Here is a 22,023-nt window from a genome sequence, read left to right as displayed (position 1 = left end):
TTATGCCATGTTCTGACGTTATCGCCTGCGAGTATTTCTTGCTCTTGTGCCTCTTGATAAACTGCCAACTCTTCTGGGGTGATGTAAAATGGTGAATATGCCAAGGGTTACTCCAGAGCTGTAGTTAGTTTAGACTTTGATTGTTCGATTTCAGACTCGGTTTGCCACTTGCCGTTGTAAAGGTACTCTCGCTCTGGGAGCGGGGCATTTGACGCCCTAAAATCAAATACCTCATCGGTTTGGTATTCTCTACTACAAACAGGAATACTAAAAAGCCTTGATTCTGGCTTTGCTTCAAACAGCTTTTTATGGTCATCAACCTCTGTACAATTCAGTTTGTAGACCTTTGACAGTTGCGCGACCATGGATTCTAAATCCGCTTCAGTTTTAAAGAAAACGTAACAATCGAATCGATCTTGTGAGCGAAAGACAATCTTTTGAGCAGTATCTTGGTATTCGCACCTGTCATACTTAAAATAGAATTGGAGTACTTTTCTTTTCTTATTGTAATCAGCAAAAAGCCAATCTTCTCGCTCTCCAACTCTCACTTCTGTTGGTTCATCAGGCTGGCGTTTTAACATACCAAATGAAAGCAAAATGAAGGCACCTGCTCCCGCTAATGCCATTGGACCAACCAGTGCTACCATAACCAAACACACCACTGTACCTATCCAGCCAACGGCTTGCGTAGCGGTATTTACCCACTTAGGCATATTGCGACGCTTTCTCATCACAAAGCCTTTGCTAGAAAAAATATAGTCATAGCGATAATCGAGGCCAAACAATAGGTAGCTGAGTCCGTACCCCATTATTAGCACACTAACAGCAACATACCCCATCATAGGGTCTTGGCCTAAGGTATACCAAAATAAGAAAAGAACCACTGACATGATGGCAATTGGAACTAAGCTGTCAAATATATATGAAAAACGATTCGCTTCCTCGATATCATATTTACGCCATGTTGTTAAATTGTCTCCTGAGAGGATCTCTTGCTCTTGCGCCTCTTGATAAACCGCCAACTCTTCTGGGGTGATATAAAATGGTGAATATGCCAAGGGTTACTCCTTGGCTAAAATTGAAGATATATATTCTAAATCAGGTAATGGAGCGTTTGATGTTCGTAACGTTCCCACTGCTTCTAACGGGTAATGTGTCCCGCGGAATGGCGTTGTTTTGTATATTTCTGGAAGTTTCGAGAAATCGAATAAGTCTTTCGCTTTTGGGACTTCTTTACAATCCAGTTCAAACTCTTGATTAAGCATGTTTAAGGTTTCCTCTAATTGCTTTGGTGAAGAGACGAATAGATAGGAACTTCCAATAGAGTGGTATCTTGTTACCGTTGTTTTAGCAGTGTCTTGGTACGAGCAGTCATCGTGTTTATGAAATAGTTCGATTACTTTTCTATTTTTGCAGTATTCACAACAAAGCCAATTTTCACGGAGAGCCACAAGTACTTCAGTCTCCTCATTTTGTTGTCGCTTTAGCATTCGAAACGAAACCAGTATAAACCCCCCGGCTCCGACAAGAACCACAGGTCCGGCAAACGTAACCATCAATATACATACAATAGCTCCAATCCAGCCCATGACTTGAGTTGCAGAGTTTACCCAATTCGGTAAATTACGTCGTTTTTTTATAACCAACCCGCGATCGGACAAGGTGTAATCATAACGATTGTCCAACCCAAATGTCAGATAAGATACACCAGACATGATTATCGTCAGACCCGATAAAATGTAAGTTAAGATCATGTCGCTGTTGTCATGTAGGAAATAGGTAAGGAAAAATAATGGACTGACAGCGGCTATAGCAATCGATAGGTATAAGTATCGAAAAGGCTCTTCAATATCGTGCTTGTGCCAGATTGTTAGATTCATCCCCTTTAGAATTTGTTGCTCTTGTTCTTCTTGGTAGGACGAAAATTCTTCTGGCGTGATGTAAAAAGGTAAATAAGCCAAGGGTTACTCCTGTAAGCTAAGTTCACTAGCATCTGAAGTTAATGAACTTCTGATCGTTGCTTGTTTAGTATTGTCTGAAATCGCCGTATAAGTTGCACGCTGTTTTGCATTATTTTGGAACCAGTACTTACGGCTTAATTCGTTTTTATCATCAAGGATGTATTCTATCTCAAATGCTAGATAGTTAGCTGAGTCTTTCATTGGTAGAGTCAATTTATAGACGCTTTGAGAATCTGATGAATCAGTTGAACTATCCAACGTTTCTAGATCTACTCCAGTGTACCAAGCTCCCGACTCCAGTCCTCCCTCTGTTACAGAAGTATTTGTCCTAAGCTTTATTCCATCTCTTGCTGCATTGGTAGGAACTTGGATATGTAACTCAATACCAAACAATTCTTGTTTTGCTGCTGGATACTGTGTTGTTGAATTCGGAACGGTACGCATCATTGGTATTTGGCAGATTAAAGGTTTATCCATTATGGTTTTTAACTTAAAAAGAGCCTCTTGTACCAAAGAAGAATTATGCTTTTCTCTCTCTACCAAGCTTGAGGATTGACTCCAACGTGCTTTATTCGAGTGATGCCCCCAAGGAAGTTTATCTAACCATTTTTGATAATCGTCTTGTTTAAGTTTACTCATTATATGGTTACTAAGAAGGTAAACCGTAGTGAGGCCCATAATGGCAAACATGATCGGACCTCCAAACAGGATATTTGCCGACCAAACCCCGGTTAATCCACCGATAGCTTGAAATCCACCGATAAGTGTCAATCCAAATAAAGATGCAAAATTGAAGTACTCCACAACTCTAGCTGTTCCATGAAGGTTGTCTATTTTCTGCCAAGAGCGATAGGCTTCTATACCTGAAGCTAGGGTGCCTAGCATTCCCGTAATCGCCAACCATTTATTAAATATTGCTAAATCGGCAGAAGGTAGTGCTCGTATTCTAGGGTTTCTTGATGTCTGAATCGCTTTCAGGGCAGTTTTTCTAAGTTCACTGTTTCCTTGTACACGATTCCACAGCTTACCTGTACGAATACCCGTCCAAGCGTTGACTGTATAAAAAAGCTTTTGTTGGATATCCAAAAATTCATCTGAGGACATTAATCCAGTGTCTTGAATACTGCTCATGGCATCACCAAGCGCGATGCAGTTAAATACTAATGCCATAAAGCCTAGACCACCGGCATTCTCGAACAGTTTATTCAAATCATCGAGCTTATTCATAGCGATCCCAGTTCTAAGCTCGACGGTTCTTTGCGGTAGATCATCGGGTAATTCAATATACTGTGGGTACTCCAATGTAGCCACAGCGAGTGCCTTCTTAATTCTCTTTTTATTTTTTAAAGCTGTTGTGTATTTAGAGTCAGCTTTGCGGTTGTTTTTCTGGAAGTCAGCAATGACCGCATCGTTTTTCTTGAGCTCACTTAGGTAATCATTTACGCGTGTTTTCCATTTTTCAAAATCGCGAGCGTAGCTTTCATTTACAGTCACCGGCATATTGTGTGCCATATGCTCTGCAATAACGGCAAACAAATAATAGCTCTGACGGTTCAGAGGTTTAGCGAAAACAGGCATCAGTAAAATCGATGCTTGTGAAGTCATGCTAACGCCAAACTCTACAACGCCTTTTGCAAGTGCACCTATTGCAGATTTAAAGATAATGTCCAGCTCTTGGAAACCTTTGGCGATATCCTTGAGAAAGTCCGTTTCCGCAGTGTTTGGGTTGGAAACAAAATCCATGATCTTAGAGTACATGCTCACACGGTTGCTGGTAGCCGAGATCCGGTCCATCAACTGATTATCAGCATCAGAATTTTCTGAGGTGATCGACTGTTCATTCTGCGCCTCAGTAATATTCTTCTCCATCACTTTAAATAAACTACGACTAAACCCAGAGGCATAGAGAGCAAGTAAACTGGTTGGTTTTTCCCATTGGCTTTCAGCCCACTGTCGGTCTTCTTCTTGTATCACCAAAGTAAATGACTCAACCGCTTGCTTGTGCAGTTGATACAAGCTGTACTGTGTGTCTTCGCTGTATAGGTCGAAGGTTCTTTCGAGATGATGCGGCGTTAAGGACTCCATTACTGCGATAAAGTCGCGTTTGACCGAGACAACTTGGGCTAGCATGGTTTCTTTTTGTTCTGACAGCTCTTGCATTTCGCTCAGCATTTGTTTCCAGTTGAGTTGCTTACGCCAACGCTCAGTCGCTATCCATTGCTCGTATTTACCAAATCGGTTTGCTGAAATGCCATATTTCTTCTGTATGGCCCCTGCTATTTCTGAAGTGGATTTTTGGTAATCATCGATAGCTTGCTGGGAAAATGAAGATGGCATTCCTTTGATGATAGCTGCTTGAGATTCACTGGTAAGGTCAACCATTGCTGAGTTGTCATAGTAATCCGCCATGTCCATATAGAATTCAAGCTCTTGGTTTTTGCGCTTTACTCCTGTGGGCATGTCTATATTGTCACTTGCCCCGAACATACACAGTTGCATGGCGGTCTGCATCAAGTTCCACTGGTTTGAAAACTGGTCAGTGAAAAGGCGGTAAGGGCTTGCGGCACCAACAAAATGCAGTGACATATCTTGAATGTCTGCGGCGTAATCTTTTATCGCGACGAAGTAGCCTGATTCTTCTTCTGGAATCGCAGAGGTTAAATCGCTTTCGACTGCGACAGGTTTAAAGACAGAACCATCTTCATCTGCTTTGGTGGCGATGCCAGAATCCGCAAAGCGACCATCATCGACGGCAGAAGATTCAATATCAGCGACTTGGGTTAACTTATCTATTGGTGCAATGTTGTGTTGATTCTCGTTTGAGGAGAGAACAATGGTTTGCATGCGATCGATATGATTACTCGGATTGTTAAGTACGCGCATGAACGTGTGCCATGTCCAGCGGTGCTCAGAGAAGCAAATCGATAGTACGCTTCCGTTGACGTAAGTAAGAAAGGGCTTTGCATCTTGTGGTGTCCCACGCTGCTCTGATTTTGGGCTTTCTGATTCTCCCAACTTATAGAGCGTGAATTGCGTTCCTTTGATTTCGTATTCGTCTAAGCTTTTGTTGATTGCATCATAGACATACAGCCAACCGTCGCGCAGTTGACGCAGGGTGTAACCAACGGTATTGAGTTTGGCTGGGCCTTGGCCTTTCCATTCTTCAGGCAAACCAAAAGGTTGTGTCTCTTCTGTTTCTAGCTGATCGATGGCATAGCGGACTGGGATAAAGTGCGCAGGTGATGCTTCCGTTGCTTCTTTCTCAGTTTTTAAATTGAGAGGCTCTGGTTCAGACGGCGGTGGCGGATCGATTTTTTTTGTTTCTCCCTCCCAAAACATACTGCGCTCTGGGGGTGAGCCAGCAAGATCATCGGATTCCGTGGTTGGAACGATATTCAGCGATTTCAGTGTACCATCGCTTTCAAATGCCTGAACGGCCTCCTCATAGGTATAGCTGTTGTCATACCAGAACATAGAAGTTTTTGGGGGAAGTGGATTATTCATCGTTAGCCCATGTTTAAGAGTTTTATTCTGTTACGCAAATATCGCACCAAAATAAAGCAATTAAAAATCAATGAGTTAGATTTTTATGGTTTTGCTTCAATCAAATAATTGTTTGTTTTTCCAATAAGTTGGTTGGTGTTTACCATTTTTTGTATTGATTGAATCAAAGTTTGAGTTATTAGTGATGCCTCAATGAGCCGACAAAACAAAAGGGCTCCAGAGTTAACTCTGGAGCCCTTTCTAGTATTTAAGCTCTAAATAATTAGCGACGCTTTGGTTTACGTTGACCACCTGGTTTGCCTTGTCCTTGCGGCTTGCTACCTGCCGGGCGGTTTGCACCGTTGCCGCTAGGACGTTGGCCGTTGCTTGCAGGGCGTTGACCACCTGTAGCTTTGCCAGAACCGTTACGGTTACCAGATGGTTTACCATCTTTTGAACCGCCTTCAGAGCGTTTGTTCAAATGACCACCGAAGCCTGGTTGGTTTTTGGTATGTTTGGTTGCAAAGCGGTTTGCCCCGTGACGACCAGATTTACGACGTTGCGCAGGTGTTTGTGCTTCAATGTCTTCTGCAGGAACGAGACAGCCTTGTTTGTCACCAATCAAATGTTTTTTACCCATACTGACTAGGGCTTCGCGGATCATTGGCCAGTTTGCTGGATCGTGGTAACGCAACAGCGCTTTATGTAGGCGACGTTGACGTTCACCTTTTGCTACAGGTACATCTTCACGTTTTTTGTACTTCACGCGTTTCAGAGGGTTTGTCTCTGAGTAGTACATCGACGTTGCGTTACACATTGGCGAAGGGTAGAAGTTTTGTACTTGGTCACATTCGAAGTTGTTCTTTTTCAGCCACAGAGCAAGGTTCAGCATGTCTTCGTCTTCTGTGCCTGGGTGCGCAGAGATAAAATAAGGGATTAAGTACTGCTTCTTGCCTGCTTCTGCACTGTATTTCTCGAACATCTCTTTAAAGCGATCGTACGTACCCATGCCTGGCTTCATCATCAGATCAAGAGGACCTTTCTCTGTATGTTCCGGTGCAATCTTCAAGTAACCGCCTACGTGGTGAGTCACGAGCTCTTTCACGTATTCTGGTGATTCAATCGCAAGGTCGTAACGTACGCCAGATGCAACCATCACTTTCTTCACGCCTTCAACTTTACGCGCTTCACGGTATAAATCGATCGTGTGTTTGTGGTCTGTGTTTAGCTTGTTACAGATGCCCGGGAATACACAAGAAGGACGACGACAGTTCGCTTCCGCTTTTGGATCTTTACAGCCCAGGCGGTACATGTTTGCAGTCGGGCCACCAAGATCGGAAATTGTGCCGGTAAAGCCTGGAACTTTGTCGCGAATTTCTTCAATCTCGTTGATGATAGACTCTTTCGAACGGTTTTGAATGATTCGACCTTCATGCTCGGTAATCGAACAGAAAGAACAGCCACCAAAGCAACCACGCATGATGTTTACAGACGTCTTGATCATGTCGTACGCAGGAATTTTTGCTTTGCCGTACATAGGGTGAGGGACACGCGCGTAAGGCAGGCCAAACACAAAGTCCATCTCTTCGGTCGTCAATGGAATTGGAGCTTGGTTTACCCAAAGTTCACGATCACCATGGCTTTGAAGTAACGCTCGACCAGAGTACGGGTTCGTTTCTAAATGCAATACACGGCTTGCATGTGCATAAAGAATGCGATCGTTTCTTAGCTTTTCAAACGAAGGTAAACGGACCGCAGTCGTCGCAGCATCGTGGCGTGATGGGCGAATCGTGATTGGTTGTGCAACTGGCTCGTCTTTTTTAGTTTCACACTGAGTTTCTACTTCGTATGGGTTCTTTGGTACGAACGCTTCTTTACGAGGTTTTTCAATGCGAGAAGAATCAATAACCGTGTAGCCTTCTGGCGCCGCTGGCAAGTTCACAGCAGTACCACGAATATTGGTCATGGTGCTGATGTCTTCGCCGTTTGCGATGCGATGTGCTACTTCGACAAGTGCGCGTTCTGCGTTACCAAAAAGTAGGATGTCTGCTTTTGCATCAAACAGTACTGAACGACGAACTTTATCTGACCAGTAATCGTAGTGTGCCACACGGCGTAGGCTGGCTTCGATACCACCTAAAACAATAGGTACTTCTTTGTAAGCCTCACGACAACGCTGAGAGTAAACCAAAGTCGCGCGGTCTGGGCGTTTACCACCTTCGTTATTCGGTGTGTACGCGTCATCGTGACGAAGTTTTTTATCCGCGGTGTAACGGTTGATCATGGAGTCCATGTTACCCGCAGTGATCCCGAAGAACAGATTTGGCTTACCAAGTTGCATGAACGCATCTTTATTTTGCCATTCTGGTTGAGCAATGATACCGACACGGAAACCTTGTGCTTCTAGCAGGCGGCCAATGATAGCCATACCAAAGCTTGGGTGATCCACATAAGCGTCACCGGTTACAATGATAATGTCACAGCTATCCCATCCTAGGGCATCCATTTCTTTGCGACTGGTCGGCAAGAAAGGTGCCGTACCAAAACACTCTGCCCAGTATTTTTTGTACTCATGAATAGGAGTGATGTTATTGGTCATATTTTGCTCTCTGTTCCAGGGAGCGCGAATTATAGCGATTTGATTATCAGGTATCTATAACAAACTCATCTATTCCAGCTTAGTTCATCGAGTTTTATTTGGTTTGTAAAAATATCAATGCTCTATCGGCGATTTTCTGTCTAATTTCACCTTGAAAGCCTCATGGTTATAGAGCGGTTCATGAAAAATGTCGCAATCTTAATACAAAGTATAAGCAATGGTGTGCTTATATGGGGTAAAGCCTATAATCAAATTAGTGCATATTAAATGCAAAAGGCTGAGCTGCTCTGGAAATAGTTCTAAGTCGATAGGCTTATCGTTGACACAATCCATCTATAAAGAGGATCGGCAGGTCCCAACTGGAATGTCGCGAATTGACTGTGAATTTTGAGCCTTGGGCTAATTACAAAAAAAGGGGCTAGGGTATGAGTGAATCTACGACAACAGTGCATCCAAAAATGCATACGACTTCCAGTCTAACTCCTGTTATAGAGTGGTCTTACGATATTGATACTCGCGAGTTCGAATGTGATCAGCAAGGAATGGCAAAGGCATTTGGGATAAGTACGCCAGTAACCAGCCTAAATAACTTGTTTGATCATATGCTGATGGGGCAACAAGAAACTCTAAAACAACGAATTCTAGAAGTGGAACTCTTTGGCGGACGGGGGCGGTTTTCTTGTTGCATGATGCTAAAAAACGTTAACTTAGTGCACGTTACTATTAGTTTTGAAAGGCTCAATAAGCGCATTATCCAAGGCACTATCATTCCACAATTAACAATCACTGGTTGCGAGGAGTTAGCGAAAATCCTCGAAACGATTTTTGATTTGCCAAATGTAGGCGTTTTAGTTGCCGATGAAGATACGCGCATCTTAGGTTGTAACCGTGCCTTTGAGTTACAAATGGGCTATCAAAACCGAGATCTGGTTGGGCTTAAAACTCATATATTCAGTACCTCTCACCATAGCCAAGCGTTTTATGAGCAGCTGTGGCAGCAAATTAATGATGAAGGATGTTGGTGTGGTAACTTGCTGAGCAAAACAGCAAATGGTAGCAACCAAGCTCATCATCTTTGTATTTACCGACTTACGTTTCACTCTGGACGAATTCTTTATCTCGGATTTTCTACGGATATTTCTGCTTCGTTGTTGTGGATGAAAAATCGTTGTGAACAACAGCATGATTGGGCTGCCTTTTTACCAACGAGGAAAGAATTTGAACTCCAATTAGCTAACTTAGCGAATGAAAGCAGAAATAAAGAACTCAACATTGTTATGACACTCAGACCCAAGTTTTCGGAGAGATACTTGCTTGAACAGCAATTAGGTTTTGCAGATTTTATTATGCGAAGTCGCTACACCAGTATTGCGGGGCAGTTATCTCGGGATGTGTTTGTCGTATGCTTGCAGACCCCTCATTGTCAATGGTTGAGCCCGGTTCGTTTGATCCAAATTGCCATGAAAGGGTTCTTTAATGAGCTTAGAAATGAAATGGGCACAAAAATGCATGCCACTATCGTTAAAGGCCAAACTGGTGTGTCAATCCTTGGCTATGATACGAACCGACCAAGACAAGCGCTAGCACATGCAGCGCAAGCGATGTTGTCCTCTATTTCCGGTGAAGGCAGCTATTTCAACTTTTACGACAGTGAACTTCACTCTGAATTAGTGAAGCGCCAACATCTCGAGGCGTTTTTGGAGGCGCAAATAGAGAGTGGGCTAGTGGACGTTTACTTTCAACCGATTATCGACGTTCAAACCGGAAGAGTGGTTAAGTTCGAGGCTCTCGCACGCTTTTATGATGAAAATGATGCGTATTGTACGCAAAAGATGATCGCTATTATTGAAGATCTAGAACTCATAGCGGCACTTGATGACGTGGTCTGCCAAGCTGCGTTGAAGCACTTTCCGCGCTTACAAGAAATTTATGGCGAGGACGTGGGCGTGACCATCAATCGCTCCCTCAACACGAAATTGGATTCTCTTCAGATCCTTCAGCGGTCGCATGATTTGATTAAAGCCAGTGGTGTAGACCCTAAGCGAGTAACTATCGAGCTAACAGAAACCGCGTATTTTGAACAAGATGAGGAGCATACTCGAGCTCTAGAGGAAGTGCGGAAAGAGGGCGTTGAGATCGCGATTGATGACTTCGGTACTGGGTATTCTTCTTTTTCTTATCTAGAAAAAGGGCAGTTTGATTTACTGAAAATAGACCGAAAATTCATCAAGAACATTCATAAAGGGAGCACCAGCTATAACATTGTGAAAATGGTCACCGAGCTTGCACAGCAAATGAATGTAAAAGTGGTTGCTGAAGGCGTGGAATCTAAGCAAGAACTTCAAGTATTGGCAGAAATCGGTGTCGATTACATGCAGGGCTTTCTATTTTCTGCTGCCGTGCCTGTCGATTTGATGGATAAAGCGGACAGTTATGAGCATCTGTTCTCTGACATCGCGATTGAGTCTAAGCAAAGTGATGTGTTGCAATCTTTGAGCCATGAACAAGTCAGGTCTATGGACCCTGGAGAACCGCTCTCCTTGGCAGTTGAGTACATGAATTTGAATCCAAGCTTGCCTTTAGTTGTTCTCAATGAAAATCGTTGTGTTGGGTTAATTACGAAAGAGACGGTGAATTTACACCTAACGCCCTCGATGGGCACAGAGCGAGAAACTGAACGAGAAAGCAGAATTTGGAAACGTCCTGTTAATCAGATAATGAGCACCGAATTTGTGTTGGTTGATGAGGATTTACCTGTCTCTGTTATTCGAGAGTTGGTGAAAACCGGCATTCGTTTCCCTTGGGTATTGTGTAATACCAAAGAAGAGTACCGTGGAGTTTTAACGCAGGAAGACGCGTTGAAGTATCTTGCTTCTCTGTGAATAAAATTGTCTTACCGTTTTAGCTCATTTGGGGGCCGACTTTCGGTGGTTTGGCGATAGTTGATTTGATATTATCGCCCCCCAAAATGACTTTTGAGCGTGCATTCAACATGATTCAACAATTGCTGGTTACTTTCCCTCCGATGCTATTTGGCGCACAAGCGCTACTGACTTTGCTTCTAATCAAGGGCGATATTTGTCCTGGTCAGCGAGGACGTCTTCATAAAATGTTGCCAGCAGTAGCTGTATTGTGGCTCGCTGTTGCGTCACTTCGCATTGAAGCATTTATGATCGTGTTTGCTATTTTCTACTTCTATTCTCAGGTTCAAACCAAGAAAACGCGTGAAAAAGGGCCACTATGGGCGATGCATTTAGCGAATGGTTTGGCCTTTGCGTATGTGAGTATTCAAGTATTTGAGCAATCAAGCTGGCCAGCATCGATAGCGATGGCGCTAATGATATTTTTCCTTGGGGCGTCATTTTCTCAATTGCTGCTTACGATAGCTCGCAGCAGATTACAGGCATTTCACCGTATTTTACCAGTTACGGGCATTGTGTCTGGAATGCTATTAGTCATCGCAACGTTGTTTGCTTCTTACCAGTTAAATGAAGCTGCACTGAACGCTGCAACACAGCCAATCTTGCTGTCTTTAGCTATGCTAATTTCTTCAATTATTGTGTGGTGTTGGCATATTTTTACGCATAAGAAACCAGAAAAGGTGCAACTGAGCGTTGCCTTGTTTCTAGCACTCGCGTCGATGACGAGCCTGCAAGATTTATTCTCTCTCGCGGCTTAACCTCTATTCTAAAGACAAAGCTAGACGGCTTATATCCAAGTGCTTTCTTGGTGCTTGGGTATAAGGTGATCACGTTTTAGATCGCACTCACTTTAAATTCGCGTGATTACTACTACGCTTGTTTATATACCTTGTCGAAGAGGAGAGTCGCGATGGATTTAAGCAATGTAGGTAATCTGGACAGCACTATTTTGCTAGGTATCGTCAACGAAAAGCTACGTTTAGAGTGCGACAGTTTTGACGAGTTAGTATCAGTGTATGAGATGGATGTAGAGTCTGTAGTCGGCAAGCTTGATATGCTCGGTTATCAGTACGATCCATTGACTAACCAATTTAAAGCATATCAACGCTAAGCCTTTCATAACCCAAATATTTTAAGCCACCTTGATTCCGTCAAGGTGGCTTTTACATTGTAGCCTCGCGGTTGCGAAAAAAGCTTGTAAGTAACGCTTCTCTCTCTCTGAGTGACGCGTTGCTGCAAACAAGCGACGCCATAAGCCTTGGCCGAAAGGTTTACTGGTAATAAGACCTTGGCGAGAAAATTCAGAAATCGCCCAATTGGGTAGTGCCGCCACCCCTAATCCAGCAGAGACCATCTGAACTAACATGAGAGTATTGTCGGCTTGCTTCCATTTCGCAGGTTCTATTCCTGCTGGCTGAAGAAAGTGTTTTACGACGTCTAGCCTCTGTTTTTGAACAGGATAAGAGAGCATGGTTTGATCTGCGAGATCTTGCGGATCAATAATTTCTTTTTCCGCCAATGGGTGGTTGGTTGCGGTAATTAAACGCATTTCAAAGTCGAATAGAGGCTCGTAGTGGACTTCAGATCGAGGTTGGATATCGGAAGTAATAACAAGATCGAGTTCGCCTGCCAATAAAGCTGGGAGTGGTTCAAAGCCAAAACCAGAGGAAAAGTCCAATGTTACGCTAGGCCAAGCAAGTTGGTACTCCCTAAGTGCAGGCATTAGCCATTGGAAGCAAGAGTGACATTCAATGGCCATATGTAATCGGCCATTGACGTCTTCTTTCAAGCTCGCTAAATCATTTTCTGCTCTTGCGAGTTTCGGAAGGATATCTTCTGCAAGACGCAATAGGATTTCTCCCTCTGAAGTGAACTTCACCGGACGAGTCTTTCTCAGGAACAGTTGCCCTCCAATTCGCGCCTCCAAATCTTTGATCTGATGAGACAGTGCCGACTGAGTGAGATGTAAAGCGGTCGCTGTCGCCGTTAGAGAGCCAGTGTCTCGAAGCGAAGTGAGTGTCCGCAAATGTTTTAGCTCTATCATGAATTCCTTTCATCCTTTGTTGCTCGCTATGAACAGAATAGCAATCGTGTAAATAACTTAACGACAAAAAATGGATATGTAAACGTCTAGACGTCTATTTGTTGTTTTTATCTGCGAATCATGTCGCTTCATGATGAATTTTTTTAATAAACAAGTTGAATAAATGGACGTTGTTCTAATATCAGATGAGAGCGATAGTTTAGCCATCCAGACATCTCATTCTTTACCGAAAGATGCTCTGATCCAAACAAATTGAACAAAATTGAGAAAGGAATAGGGACATGGCGACAACGACTCACATACTAGGTTATCCACGCATTGGTGAAAAAAGAGAATTAAAATTCGCTCAGGAGAAATACTGGCGAGGAGAAATTGATCAAGCTGAGCTTAAAAAGGTTGGGGCAGATCTACGCGCCAAAAACTGGCAAACACAAACGGATGCTGGTCTGAGTTTTGCCACAGCTGGCGACTTCGCTTGGTACGATCATGTACTGACGACCACGTTGCTATTGGGTCATGTGCCAAAGCGTCACGCTGGTGGTTTCCCTAACCTGGATACGTTGTTTAAAGTGGGTCGCGGTCAATCTCAGGCGGGTTGCAGCTGTGCGGGCGCTGCGGCATCGGATATGACCAAATGGTTCAACACAAACTACCATTACATCGTCCCTGAATTCAGTAAGGACGATACGTTTGAAGTGAGCTGGCCCCAACTGTTTGAAGAAGTCAATGAAGCGCTTCAAGCTGGCCACCAAGTGAAGCCTGTTTTGCTTGGCCCAGTCAGTTACCTTTACTTGGGCAAAGAGGTCGAAGAAGGGTTTGACCGCTTAACCCTGCTACCACGCTTACTTACTGCTTACCAAGCTATTTTGGCAAAGCTAGCAAGTCAAGGTGTTGAGTGGGTTCAGATTGATGAGCCAATTTTGTCACTGGAGCTAGAAAGCAAATGGGCTGATTCGTTTAAGCTGGCCTACCAAGTGATTCGAAGCGATGTAAAAGTGCTGCTAACGACGTACTTTGACTCCGTAAGCGATACGCTAGACAAAATTGTAGAGTTACCGGTGGATGGTTTGCATATCGATTTATCTACCGTCCCTAAGCAGCTTGACGATGTAGTTACCAAGTTACCGGAGGATTGGGTGCTTTCTGCTGGTGTTGTGAATGGTCGTAATGTGTGGCGTTCAGATTTAAGTACCCAACTCGAGCGTCTACAGCCAGTCAAAGAGAAACTGGGCGACAAACTTTGGGTTGCCAGTTCATGTTCTCTGCTACATAGCCCTGTTGATTTAGCACTGGAAACAGAACTGAGCGAAGAAGTAAAAAGTTGGTTTGCCTTTGCAAAACAAAAAGTGGCAGAAGTCGCCTTGCTTGGCCGAGCGCTCGATGGTGATCAAAATGCGATTCGCGCTTGTGATACCTATAGCCAGCCAATCAAAGCGCGCAAGACAGCAACACATGTGAATAAACCTCAAGTACAAGCGCGTTTAAACAACATTACCGCGTCACTTGCCGAGCGCAGCGCACCTTATGCAGAGCGTGCTGCGCATCAAGCTGAAGTATTGGGCTTGCCTTTGTTGCCAACAACGACAATCGGCTCTTTTCCTCAAACGGGTGAAATCCGGGTGCAGCGCAGCGCTTATCGTACAGGTCAATTATCTGAGTCTGAATATATCCAAGCACTTAAAGGACATATTGCTGACGCAGTGAAACGTCAAGAGGCGCTCGACCTAGATGTGCTTGTTCACGGTGAAGCAGAGCGTAACGACATGGTGGAATACTTCGCTGAGAACTTGGCGGGTTTTCAAACGACCAAATTTGGTTGGGTACAGAGTTATGGCTCTCGCTGTGTGAAACCTGCCATTGTAGTTGCTGACATTGAACGTGAAAAACCGATCACGGTTGAATGGTCGACGTACGCCCAGTCGCTAACCCGCAAACAGATGAAAGGCATGTTGACTGGACCAGTAACGATTTTATGTTGGACGTTCCCACGTGAAGACATCACACGTCAAGAAATTGCGCAGCAACTTGCTTTGGCACTGCGTGATGAGGTGTCTGACCTGCAAGATGCAGGCATCAATATCATTCAAATTGATGAGCCAGCCATTCGAGAAGGTTTACCACTAAAAAAACGCGATCACAAAGCGTACTTAGAATGGGCCGTAAATGCGTTTAAGGTCTCTGCGGCAAGTGCAAAACCAGAAACTCAGATTCACACTCATATGTGTTACAGCGAGTTCAATGAAATCATTGATTCGGTTGCGGCACTCGATGCGGACGTCATTACCATTGAAACATCTCGCTCGAATATGGAGTTGCTGAAAGCATTTGAAGAGTTCAATTACCCGAACGAAATTGGCCCTGGTGTTTATGACATTCACTCACCAAACATTCCTACGGAAGAATGGATTGAAGGTTTAATCAAGAAAGCGGCAGAAAAAATTCCGGCTCAACGTTTGTGGGTAAACCCAGATTGTGGTCTGAAAACACGAAACTGGAAGGAGACAGAAGCCGCATTGGCAAATCTGGTTTCAGCGGCGAAGAAGCTCCGTGCTGAGCTGGCGTAACACATCGTTACAGCAAATAAAAACGGAGACTGTGGTCTCCGTTTTTCTATTCTTAATTGTTAACTTTCGTTTTCAGATTATCCAATAATAGCGAATCATCGTCTCATGCCGAAAGCAACAAAAATTACTGTAGCTACTTCACCTGAGTACAAGTTTGTGCGGAAACCAACTCATCAGCCATCAACTGACCGCGAGAATTACGTACCTTAATACGATACATCAAGCCCATATCAATTTGCTTGCGAACTTCTGGGTTGCTGCAGTAGGTATAGATACTGGTATTCAGTACTTGATTTAACGGCTTTGCACCGAGTGCGCCATCGTTATAAATCATCATCATCTCTACAACATTTTTGTTGGATGAGACACGCATTATTTGCAGTGGACCGTACTCTAAAGGGAGGCCCGCAGACAAAACTCCTGCTCGGTTTGATGCCATAAGCTCAAGTTGGCGCTGATTATCATCGGTTGATGAACAGCCAGCCAGAGCACCAAATACCAAGAAAAGACACAGTAATTTTTTCATAAATTAAAACACTTTTTTGAACGGTTTCACGATTACATGATCGTAAACACCAGCCGCTACATAAGGATCGGCTTCTGCCCACGCTTTAGCATCCTCTAGCGAGGCGAATTCAGCGATGACAGTTGAGCCCGTAAATCCAGCTTCTCCAGGATTGTCAGAATCTATCGCAGGCATCGGACCAGCTGTAAGAAGGCGACCTTCGTCTTGTAACTTTTGTAAGCGATCCAAGTGTTGTGGGCGAACGCTCATGCGTTTTTCCAACGAGTTCTCAACGTCCTGTGAAAAGATGACATACCACATAGCATAGTTCCTTAATTGGTAGGGTAAAGTGTTAATTTAACGCCTTTTTTGTGTCTCTCACAAGTGAACAACAGAAAATGTGAGATCCTTTCTAACTGTTAGCGTTGTAGGTTGACTAATTCTGAACTGGACGTGGTTTACCTTCACTGTCAATGGCTACGTAGTTGAAGGTCGCATCACAAACCATGAAGCGTTCGCCAACACCGTGAGCTTTGACGGGTTTGACCCATACTTCCAAATCGACACTCATGGATGTGCGGCCGATCTTAGTGCATTCGCCGTAGCAGCATACGACATCGCCCACACCAACAGGTTTTTTGAACGTAATGCTTGATACCGAAACGGTGACAACGCGACCACAAGAGATCTCTTTTGCCAGAATCGCGCCCGCTAAGTCGAGCTGAGACATTATCCAACCGCCAAAAATATCGCCATTGGCGTTTGTATCTGCAGGCATTGCAAGGGTACGAAGCAGCATTTGACCTTTCGGAGAGCTAATTTCTTGACTCATTGTGACATCCTAAATCTTAAAGGCGCTCAAACTAAGCGCCAACATAGTAAATACCTAGAACCAAAGGTCCTTAAAAAACCGCAGATACCGGACCAGAGAAAGTTGGTTTACAGCAGCAAGAATGGTCTGAAAACGGTACGTTGTTTGAGCGGTTTACTGATACATGGAGCAAAACAGCGACCCTAAGGTCGCTGTGAAGTCGCGGATTATAGCAAAACTGAGTTTTTAATCATCAGTGGACACATCGGATGAGTTATTTTTTTGTTCTTTTGGCATGTGTTTATAAATGTAAAAGCCAGTCGCAATCATGTAGGCAAATGTCGCGATCAACATTCCAAATACTTTGAAGTTAACCCAAACATCCAACGGCAATTCGTAAGCAATATAAATGTTTAGGCCAGCGAAGAATGAGAAGAAGCCAACCCAAGCCCAGTTAATCTTTGCCCAAACAGCGTCAGGTAACGTAATTTCCTTGCCTAGCATACCTTTGATAGCTGATTTTCCCAATGCGTGGCTCACTGCTAAGCCAATCGCCAGAATCGCGTAAATGATGGTGACTTTCCACTTTATAAAATTGTCGTCGTGGAAGAAAAGGGTCATGCCGCCGAAGATAGTGACGATAACAAATGTTATTAGCTGCATCTTTTCGACTTTCTTATACAGCGCGTAGGTGACGACAAGTTGAATGGCTGTTGCTACGATCAGTGCACCTGTCGCTACGTAGATGTCGTACAGCTTGTATAAAGCGAAGAAAACGATGAGTGGTATAAAGTCTAGGATCTGCTTCATGATGGCAAAATCTACCTAATTATTGAATTGAAGACAGTCTAACGGAATCTGACAAGATGTGAATACTGAGGAAGTTAAGGTAAGAATAGTAACGCTTAGTATATCGTATAGACCGCAAGCTTCTTCCACGTCGAAACAGCAAATGGAAGGAATAAAAATTGCCGCGTGAAGCGGCAATAGAGTTGAGAGTTTTAAACCTTAAGCCACACGTTGATATTGGGAAATAAGCGTTTTTACATCTTCTAAATAGCCTTCCCGCAGTAAGTTATCGACCGTTGCTTCTAGCTCTTCGAGAGACATCGTGAAGCAAGTGGATTTACCAGTCATCAGGGTCAGATATTGATGATACTCTTCTTCTGTATAGTGGCCTAAGCGATCAAGTAACAGTGTTTTGATTCCATGATGAATCAAGCCGTAGTATGTATGTCGATGAAGTAACATGGCGATCTCCTTATCAAGCTCATACGCTACTCATTTGCAGCCTGCTTGACCTTCTGGATAATTCGATTTACTCCAACAATGCACATCTAGTGCCAATTCTATATTTGCAAATTAAAAAGTGTTGGAAGGTGCAAAATTCTCGTTCTGTAACCATCTTTGGATGACGACTTGAAGTGCATTTAACGTGGTGGGCTTTTCGAGCCTGTCATCCATGAGTGTCGAAATTAGCTCCAACTCTCTAGCTCCAGACTCACCAGATAAGGCAATGATTGGAACGGAGGATGTGATTTGCTTAATCCGTTGGCTGGCGTCAAATCCATTCATTACCGGCATTTGGACATCCATAAGAACGAGATCAATCTTGTGAGAGTGGAATAGTTCTACCGCAGAGGCTCCATTATTTGCTTGTAAGCTGTTGACTCCCAATCTTTTTAAATACATCTGTACCAAGGTGCGTTGCACCTCTTTGTCATCTACAATGAGCACTGTTGGTGCATCTTTACATACTTGTACGTGTTGAGCTGAATGATTTTCAGAATGTGATGCAGTTGCTTTCCAGCTATCAAAGTCCGGTGCTCTTAATGTCTCTGGTTTTGGTGCGTTTGGTACGACTGGGAAATACAAGTAGAATTCTGTGAACTCGTTCAATTCAGACTGGCACTCTATTCGTCCTCCGAAGGAGCGCATAACACGTTGGCAATAGCCCAAACCTAAGCCACTGCCTCCGCTTTTTTGATACGAGAAAAAGTCATCAAATATCTTGTGTAAGATACTGCTACATATACCTGGCCCACTATCTCGGAAGATCAGAATGTTTTCGTAAGCCCCCGTCTGGGTACGAATCTCAATTTGACTGTCGGGATAAGAATCAAAATAGTAGATAGCGTTACGAATCAAATTGAAAATGACAAAGTTAAACAGGGTCTCATTTAACTTCGCGACAAAATCGTGTGCCTGTGGCAGGTTAATTCTCTCTATTATTTGATCGTTTTCAAAACCATAACGGCTTACTGCTTGGTCGATGGCTTTATGTATGGAAGTGAGAGCTAAAGGCTCATGCTCTGGTGAACTGTCGCTAACTTCTCGTAAAATAATATCGATAAGTTGTCTACCGCGTTGTATAGCGGCTTCACCTTTATCAATTTCTCTTTTTAGCGTATCCAGTGAGGCGTTTGACTCTATATGCTGTTTTAAAGATTCAAATTGTAATTGTACTTGAGCGAGAGGGTTACGCATTTCATGTGCAATGGAGTTAGCCAGCGCACGGCTTTGGCGTACCTTTCTATCGGCTTCAATGGTGCTCTGGATGCGAACTAATAACGTTTGCAGAGCTGAGATTTCTTCATTAGAAAACAGCTTATTATCTATTTTATGTGAAGAAATTAGTAAGTGAGTAACAGACTTTCCACGACCGAAGAGAGGCATAACGAGCGCAGTATTGCTTGAGCGCATGCGCTCGTAGAGCTTTCTCATCGACCCTTTAGAAGAGGAGGCATAATCAATTTCTTCAGACAACTCATCTAGCACGAGAACTGACTTGCTTGACGGCAGGTACTCTTCGTAAAACGTTTCTGTGTAATTGCTAGTGACTAGCTGTAGCTTGTTGTTTGGTATGTTAAGTAACGATGCCAACTGACGCATAGCATCATCTATTGAGCGTTTAAACTCTTCCTCTAACCCAAGGATTTGCTGAACGGGAGTGTGTCGTTTCCCATAAATAAAATACGAAGCGAAACGACTGACTCGCTTAAAAAGCAAGTGCCAAGTGATACCGATAAGCGCGCATAAAGGTACCGCAACAAGCCATTGGTTATCTTCAGAGATAGGAATAAATATCGCCCCTAGCGGCAGAACAAAAATGGCGCAGACTAAGAGCGCGCTTACCGTTAAGTACGTGAGATATTTAGCGCTGTAGAAGCGAGAGGTAAGTAGGGCATAGCCCACAAACAACATTTCGCTGATTGAAAGTGCTGGTGGTAACCAAGTTAGGGAGAAGTCGCCAAGGAAATACGTCATTCCAAGGTGTATCACTGCCGTAGATAACATGAATACCAAAATGCCAGCGATCATATAGTTGCTTTTTGCTAGCGTGAGCTTGCTGCTGTTAGCGCGCATGGCAATCAAGTTAAGCAGCGTTAGTACCACGAAAGCTAGCAAACTAATGAAAAAATATGAGGTATGTGGGCCAAATTCAATGACGAACTGGCTTGGACCACTAATGGTGACATTTTCGACAGTAAGATTCGGCACTAAGTTGATGTACAGTGAATACGTTGCTAGTGCGACAAAGACGACTTTTTGCCAGACTTTGACCGCTGTTTTTTTAACATCTGCGGTTAACTGGCAAGAAAAATAGAATGCAAACGCAAAGGCGAAAAAAGACGCTAAGTTCGCTAACTTAGCCATAAAAATGCCACCAACAGAGCCTAATTCTGGCAATAAATCGGTATGGAAATAGGCGTTGCTGCTTATCCAAACAATGATACAGCTGGAATAAGCGATGTAAGGCGCGTGATGCGAGCCTAAGATTGATTCACTCTTCTGTTTTAGGCGATAGCAGTAATACAGTAACCAAGCGAATACTATTAGTACAGTCGCGTACAATGCCATTGCTTTTGGGTAAAAGAGACCGTGCAAATGAACATCAAGCATGCTCATTCACCTTTTTATCCATTCTTTTTGTTCGTACGCAATGTTTGTAGTCGCGAAATTGTATGTCTTGAAATGCTTCAACCATCATACCTAAATTCCAGAAACCGCGGTATGTCTTGGTACCGTCACCGTTAATGTCGCGGTATCCTGAGTGAAAGTAGGCACTTAAATCAATAGATTGATAGAAATTTAACATAAATACTTGCTCAATAATGGTAAAGCCGAGCTTATAGCCTGCTTTATAGAGCTCGCTCATCATAGTTTTTTGCGCCAGATACAAAAAATACAGCTTTTGTTGAATGTTGCCTCCCACCGTAAGACGCAGTACTTCGCAAACCGCTTCAGTGTTCTTTACATGAGATTGAAACTGAGCATCAAACCCAATAAGAGTGTGCTCATGAGTTAGAGCACGACACTCCAAAATACCCAGTTGATTGAGAACACTGTACCCATGATTAGGAAAGCAAAACTGCCATTGTTCGTTACTAAACTGTGGTGAGTAACTGAGCCAGTTATTTCGTTGATGCCAGCCTTGCACTAAAGCGGAGGAGACCATGATTGGTGAAGATGACGATTTGAGCAAGAGCGCAAAGTGCTGCCCTTTTTGCGAGAGTGATAAAAGAGGCAAGATTTCAAACCATTGTTCAGTTTGGACGAAAAGCTCAAGATTACTCAGTGTGATCGCTTCGGAAATCGGCATTAACGCTGCATGATTTGGCAGCATTACCTCAAGATCGCAATCTGCGATATCTTCAATTAACACGCTAGTATAGCTGTGGTCGTCAAACGGAAGCGGAGTAGGAATCGCAGCTTCGTTTGAAGGATATTTTTGCTTGATTGCTTCGATCTCGCATTGACACCAGAAAACCATCCAATGCGGGTAACAATCTGCGGCAAGTTGTTCAAGTAAATGAATCTCTTTGGAGAAACCTGTCGGATACTGTTGCACTAAATCTCGATAATCCATTAACTCAAATAGTGCAGAAAGACTTTTTGATGCGTGTTTAGGAAAGAGAGATTTAAGCAGTTTTATTCGATACAGAGCAACCTGTTGAAAAAGAGCATCTCGTTTTTGTTTCGTTAGGGTAAGAATAACTGAGTCAACCAAGGCCTGCTGCTTTGATTCGATCGGCAAATTTGTTTTGGTGAGATAGTCCAAAGATTGCTCAAGACTCATGATATAACCTAGCTCTAACGTTTTGTTATATTTTGTAATGGTTTATATCATTTTG

At 43.5% G+C, this 22,023-nt stretch carries 16 protein-coding genes; 4 read left to right on the top strand and 12 right to left on the bottom strand.

The window, feature by feature from the left end; all coding sequences use genetic code 11:
• Positions 1 to 107: 107 nt before the first annotated feature.
• The 4 genes from R7P74_RS18805 to R7P74_RS18790 all read right to left on the bottom strand — a co-directional run bounded on the left by R7P74_RS18805 (position 108) and on the right by R7P74_RS18790 (position 8,043).
• Positions 108 to 1,058 carry a hypothetical protein gene (locus R7P74_RS18805; protein WP_047103328.1) on the bottom strand — a complete coding sequence of 317 codons (951 nt, stop codon included), beginning with the start codon at positions 1,056 to 1,058 and terminating at the stop codon, positions 108 to 110.
• A gap of 3 nt (positions 1,059 to 1,061) precedes the next feature.
• Entirely contained in the window at positions 1,062 to 1,961 is a 900-nt protein-coding gene (locus R7P74_RS18800; protein ID WP_225474063.1) for a hypothetical protein, read from the bottom strand.
• Between the two features lie 3 nt (positions 1,962 to 1,964).
• Positions 1,965 to 5,465 (bottom strand): T6SS effector BTH_I2691 family protein, encoded by a 3,501-nt coding sequence (locus tag R7P74_RS18795; protein WP_225474062.1) that lies wholly within the window; start codon positions 5,463 to 5,465, stop codon positions 1,965 to 1,967.
• Positions 5,466 to 5,727: 262 nt separating this feature from the next.
• On the bottom strand, positions 5,728 to 8,043 hold the full coding sequence (locus tag R7P74_RS18790) for a YgiQ family radical SAM protein (protein ID WP_213965728.1): 2,316 nt from the start codon (positions 8,041 to 8,043) through the stop codon (positions 5,728 to 5,730).
• A 425-nt stretch (positions 8,044 to 8,468) separates the two neighbouring features.
• On the opposite strand from R7P74_RS18790, the gene R7P74_RS18785 reads away from it, so the two are divergent.
• The 3 genes from R7P74_RS18785 to R7P74_RS18775 all read left to right on the top strand — a co-directional run bounded on the left by R7P74_RS18785 (position 8,469) and on the right by R7P74_RS18775 (position 12,075).
• Positions 8,469 to 10,925 carry a sensor domain-containing phosphodiesterase gene (locus tag R7P74_RS18785; protein ID WP_318123045.1) on the top strand — a complete coding sequence of 819 codons (2,457 nt, stop codon included), beginning with the start codon at positions 8,469 to 8,471 and terminating at the stop codon, positions 10,923 to 10,925.
• An 86-nt stretch (positions 10,926 to 11,011) separates the two neighbouring features.
• Complete coding sequence (locus tag R7P74_RS18780; RefSeq protein ID WP_195723078.1) at positions 11,012 to 11,722, top strand: hypothetical protein; 711 nt, start codon at positions 11,012 to 11,014, stop codon at positions 11,720 to 11,722.
• Between the two features lie 152 nt (positions 11,723 to 11,874).
• Positions 11,875 to 12,075 carry a DUF4250 domain-containing protein gene (locus R7P74_RS18775; RefSeq protein WP_005376762.1) on the top strand — a complete coding sequence of 67 codons (201 nt, stop codon included), beginning with the start codon at positions 11,875 to 11,877 and terminating at the stop codon, positions 12,073 to 12,075.
• Positions 12,076 to 12,096: 21 nt separating this feature from the next.
• Here R7P74_RS18775 and metR read toward each other — a convergent pair whose 3' ends face one another.
• Positions 12,097 to 13,008 (bottom strand): HTH-type transcriptional regulator MetR, encoded by a 912-nt coding sequence (gene metR / locus R7P74_RS18770; protein WP_054730490.1) that lies wholly within the window; start codon positions 13,006 to 13,008, stop codon positions 12,097 to 12,099.
• A gap of 281 nt (positions 13,009 to 13,289) precedes the next feature.
• Here metR and metE point away from each other — a divergent pair, with 281 nt between their 5' ends.
• Positions 13,290 to 15,572 carry a 5-methyltetrahydropteroyltriglutamate--homocysteine S-methyltransferase gene (gene metE / locus R7P74_RS18765; RefSeq protein WP_064354143.1) on the top strand — a complete coding sequence of 761 codons (2,283 nt, stop codon included), beginning with the start codon at positions 13,290 to 13,292 and terminating at the stop codon, positions 15,570 to 15,572.
• Between the two features lie 133 nt (positions 15,573 to 15,705).
• Here metE and R7P74_RS18760 read toward each other — a convergent pair whose 3' ends face one another.
• From R7P74_RS18760 to R7P74_RS18730, 7 genes are all read right to left on the bottom strand, one after another.
• Positions 15,706 to 16,098, bottom strand: coding sequence for a GspS/AspS pilotin family protein (locus R7P74_RS18760; protein ID WP_005386726.1), 393 nt, complete (start codon positions 16,096 to 16,098; stop codon positions 15,706 to 15,708).
• Positions 16,099 to 16,101: 3 nt separating this feature from the next.
• On the bottom strand, positions 16,102 to 16,398 hold the full coding sequence (locus R7P74_RS18755) for a YciI family protein (RefSeq protein WP_005386727.1): 297 nt from the start codon (positions 16,396 to 16,398) through the stop codon (positions 16,102 to 16,104).
• A 115-nt stretch (positions 16,399 to 16,513) separates the two neighbouring features.
• Entirely contained in the window at positions 16,514 to 16,909 is a 396-nt protein-coding gene (yciA, locus tag R7P74_RS18750) for an acyl-CoA thioester hydrolase YciA (RefSeq protein WP_005376768.1), read from the bottom strand.
• Positions 16,910 to 17,134: 225 nt separating this feature from the next.
• Complete coding sequence (locus tag R7P74_RS18745) at positions 17,135 to 17,698, bottom strand: septation protein A (RefSeq protein WP_005376769.1); 564 nt, start codon at positions 17,696 to 17,698, stop codon at positions 17,135 to 17,137.
• 198 nt (positions 17,699 to 17,896) lie between these two features.
• Positions 17,897 to 18,139: a hypothetical protein gene (locus R7P74_RS18740; RefSeq protein WP_017634694.1), complete on the bottom strand. Its 243-nt coding sequence runs from the start codon at positions 18,137 to 18,139 to the stop codon at positions 17,897 to 17,899.
• A gap of 111 nt (positions 18,140 to 18,250) precedes the next feature.
• Positions 18,251 to 20,791: a quorum-sensing autoinducer 1 sensor kinase/phosphatase LuxN gene (gene luxN, locus R7P74_RS18735; protein WP_213901600.1), complete on the bottom strand. Its 2,541-nt coding sequence runs from the start codon at positions 20,789 to 20,791 to the stop codon at positions 18,251 to 18,253.
• Complete coding sequence (locus tag R7P74_RS18730; protein ID WP_262687744.1) at positions 20,784 to 21,968, bottom strand: acyl-homoserine-lactone synthase; 1,185 nt, start codon at positions 21,966 to 21,968, stop codon at positions 20,784 to 20,786. Before R7P74_RS18730 ends, luxN begins: the two co-directional genes overlap by 8 nt.
• Between the last annotated feature and the right edge of the window lie 55 nt (positions 21,969 to 22,023).

Source organism: Vibrio sp. 2033, assembly GCF_033339735.1.
Note: the sequence above shows the minus strand (reverse complement) of the source record. Positions and strands in the feature narration are given on the sequence as shown.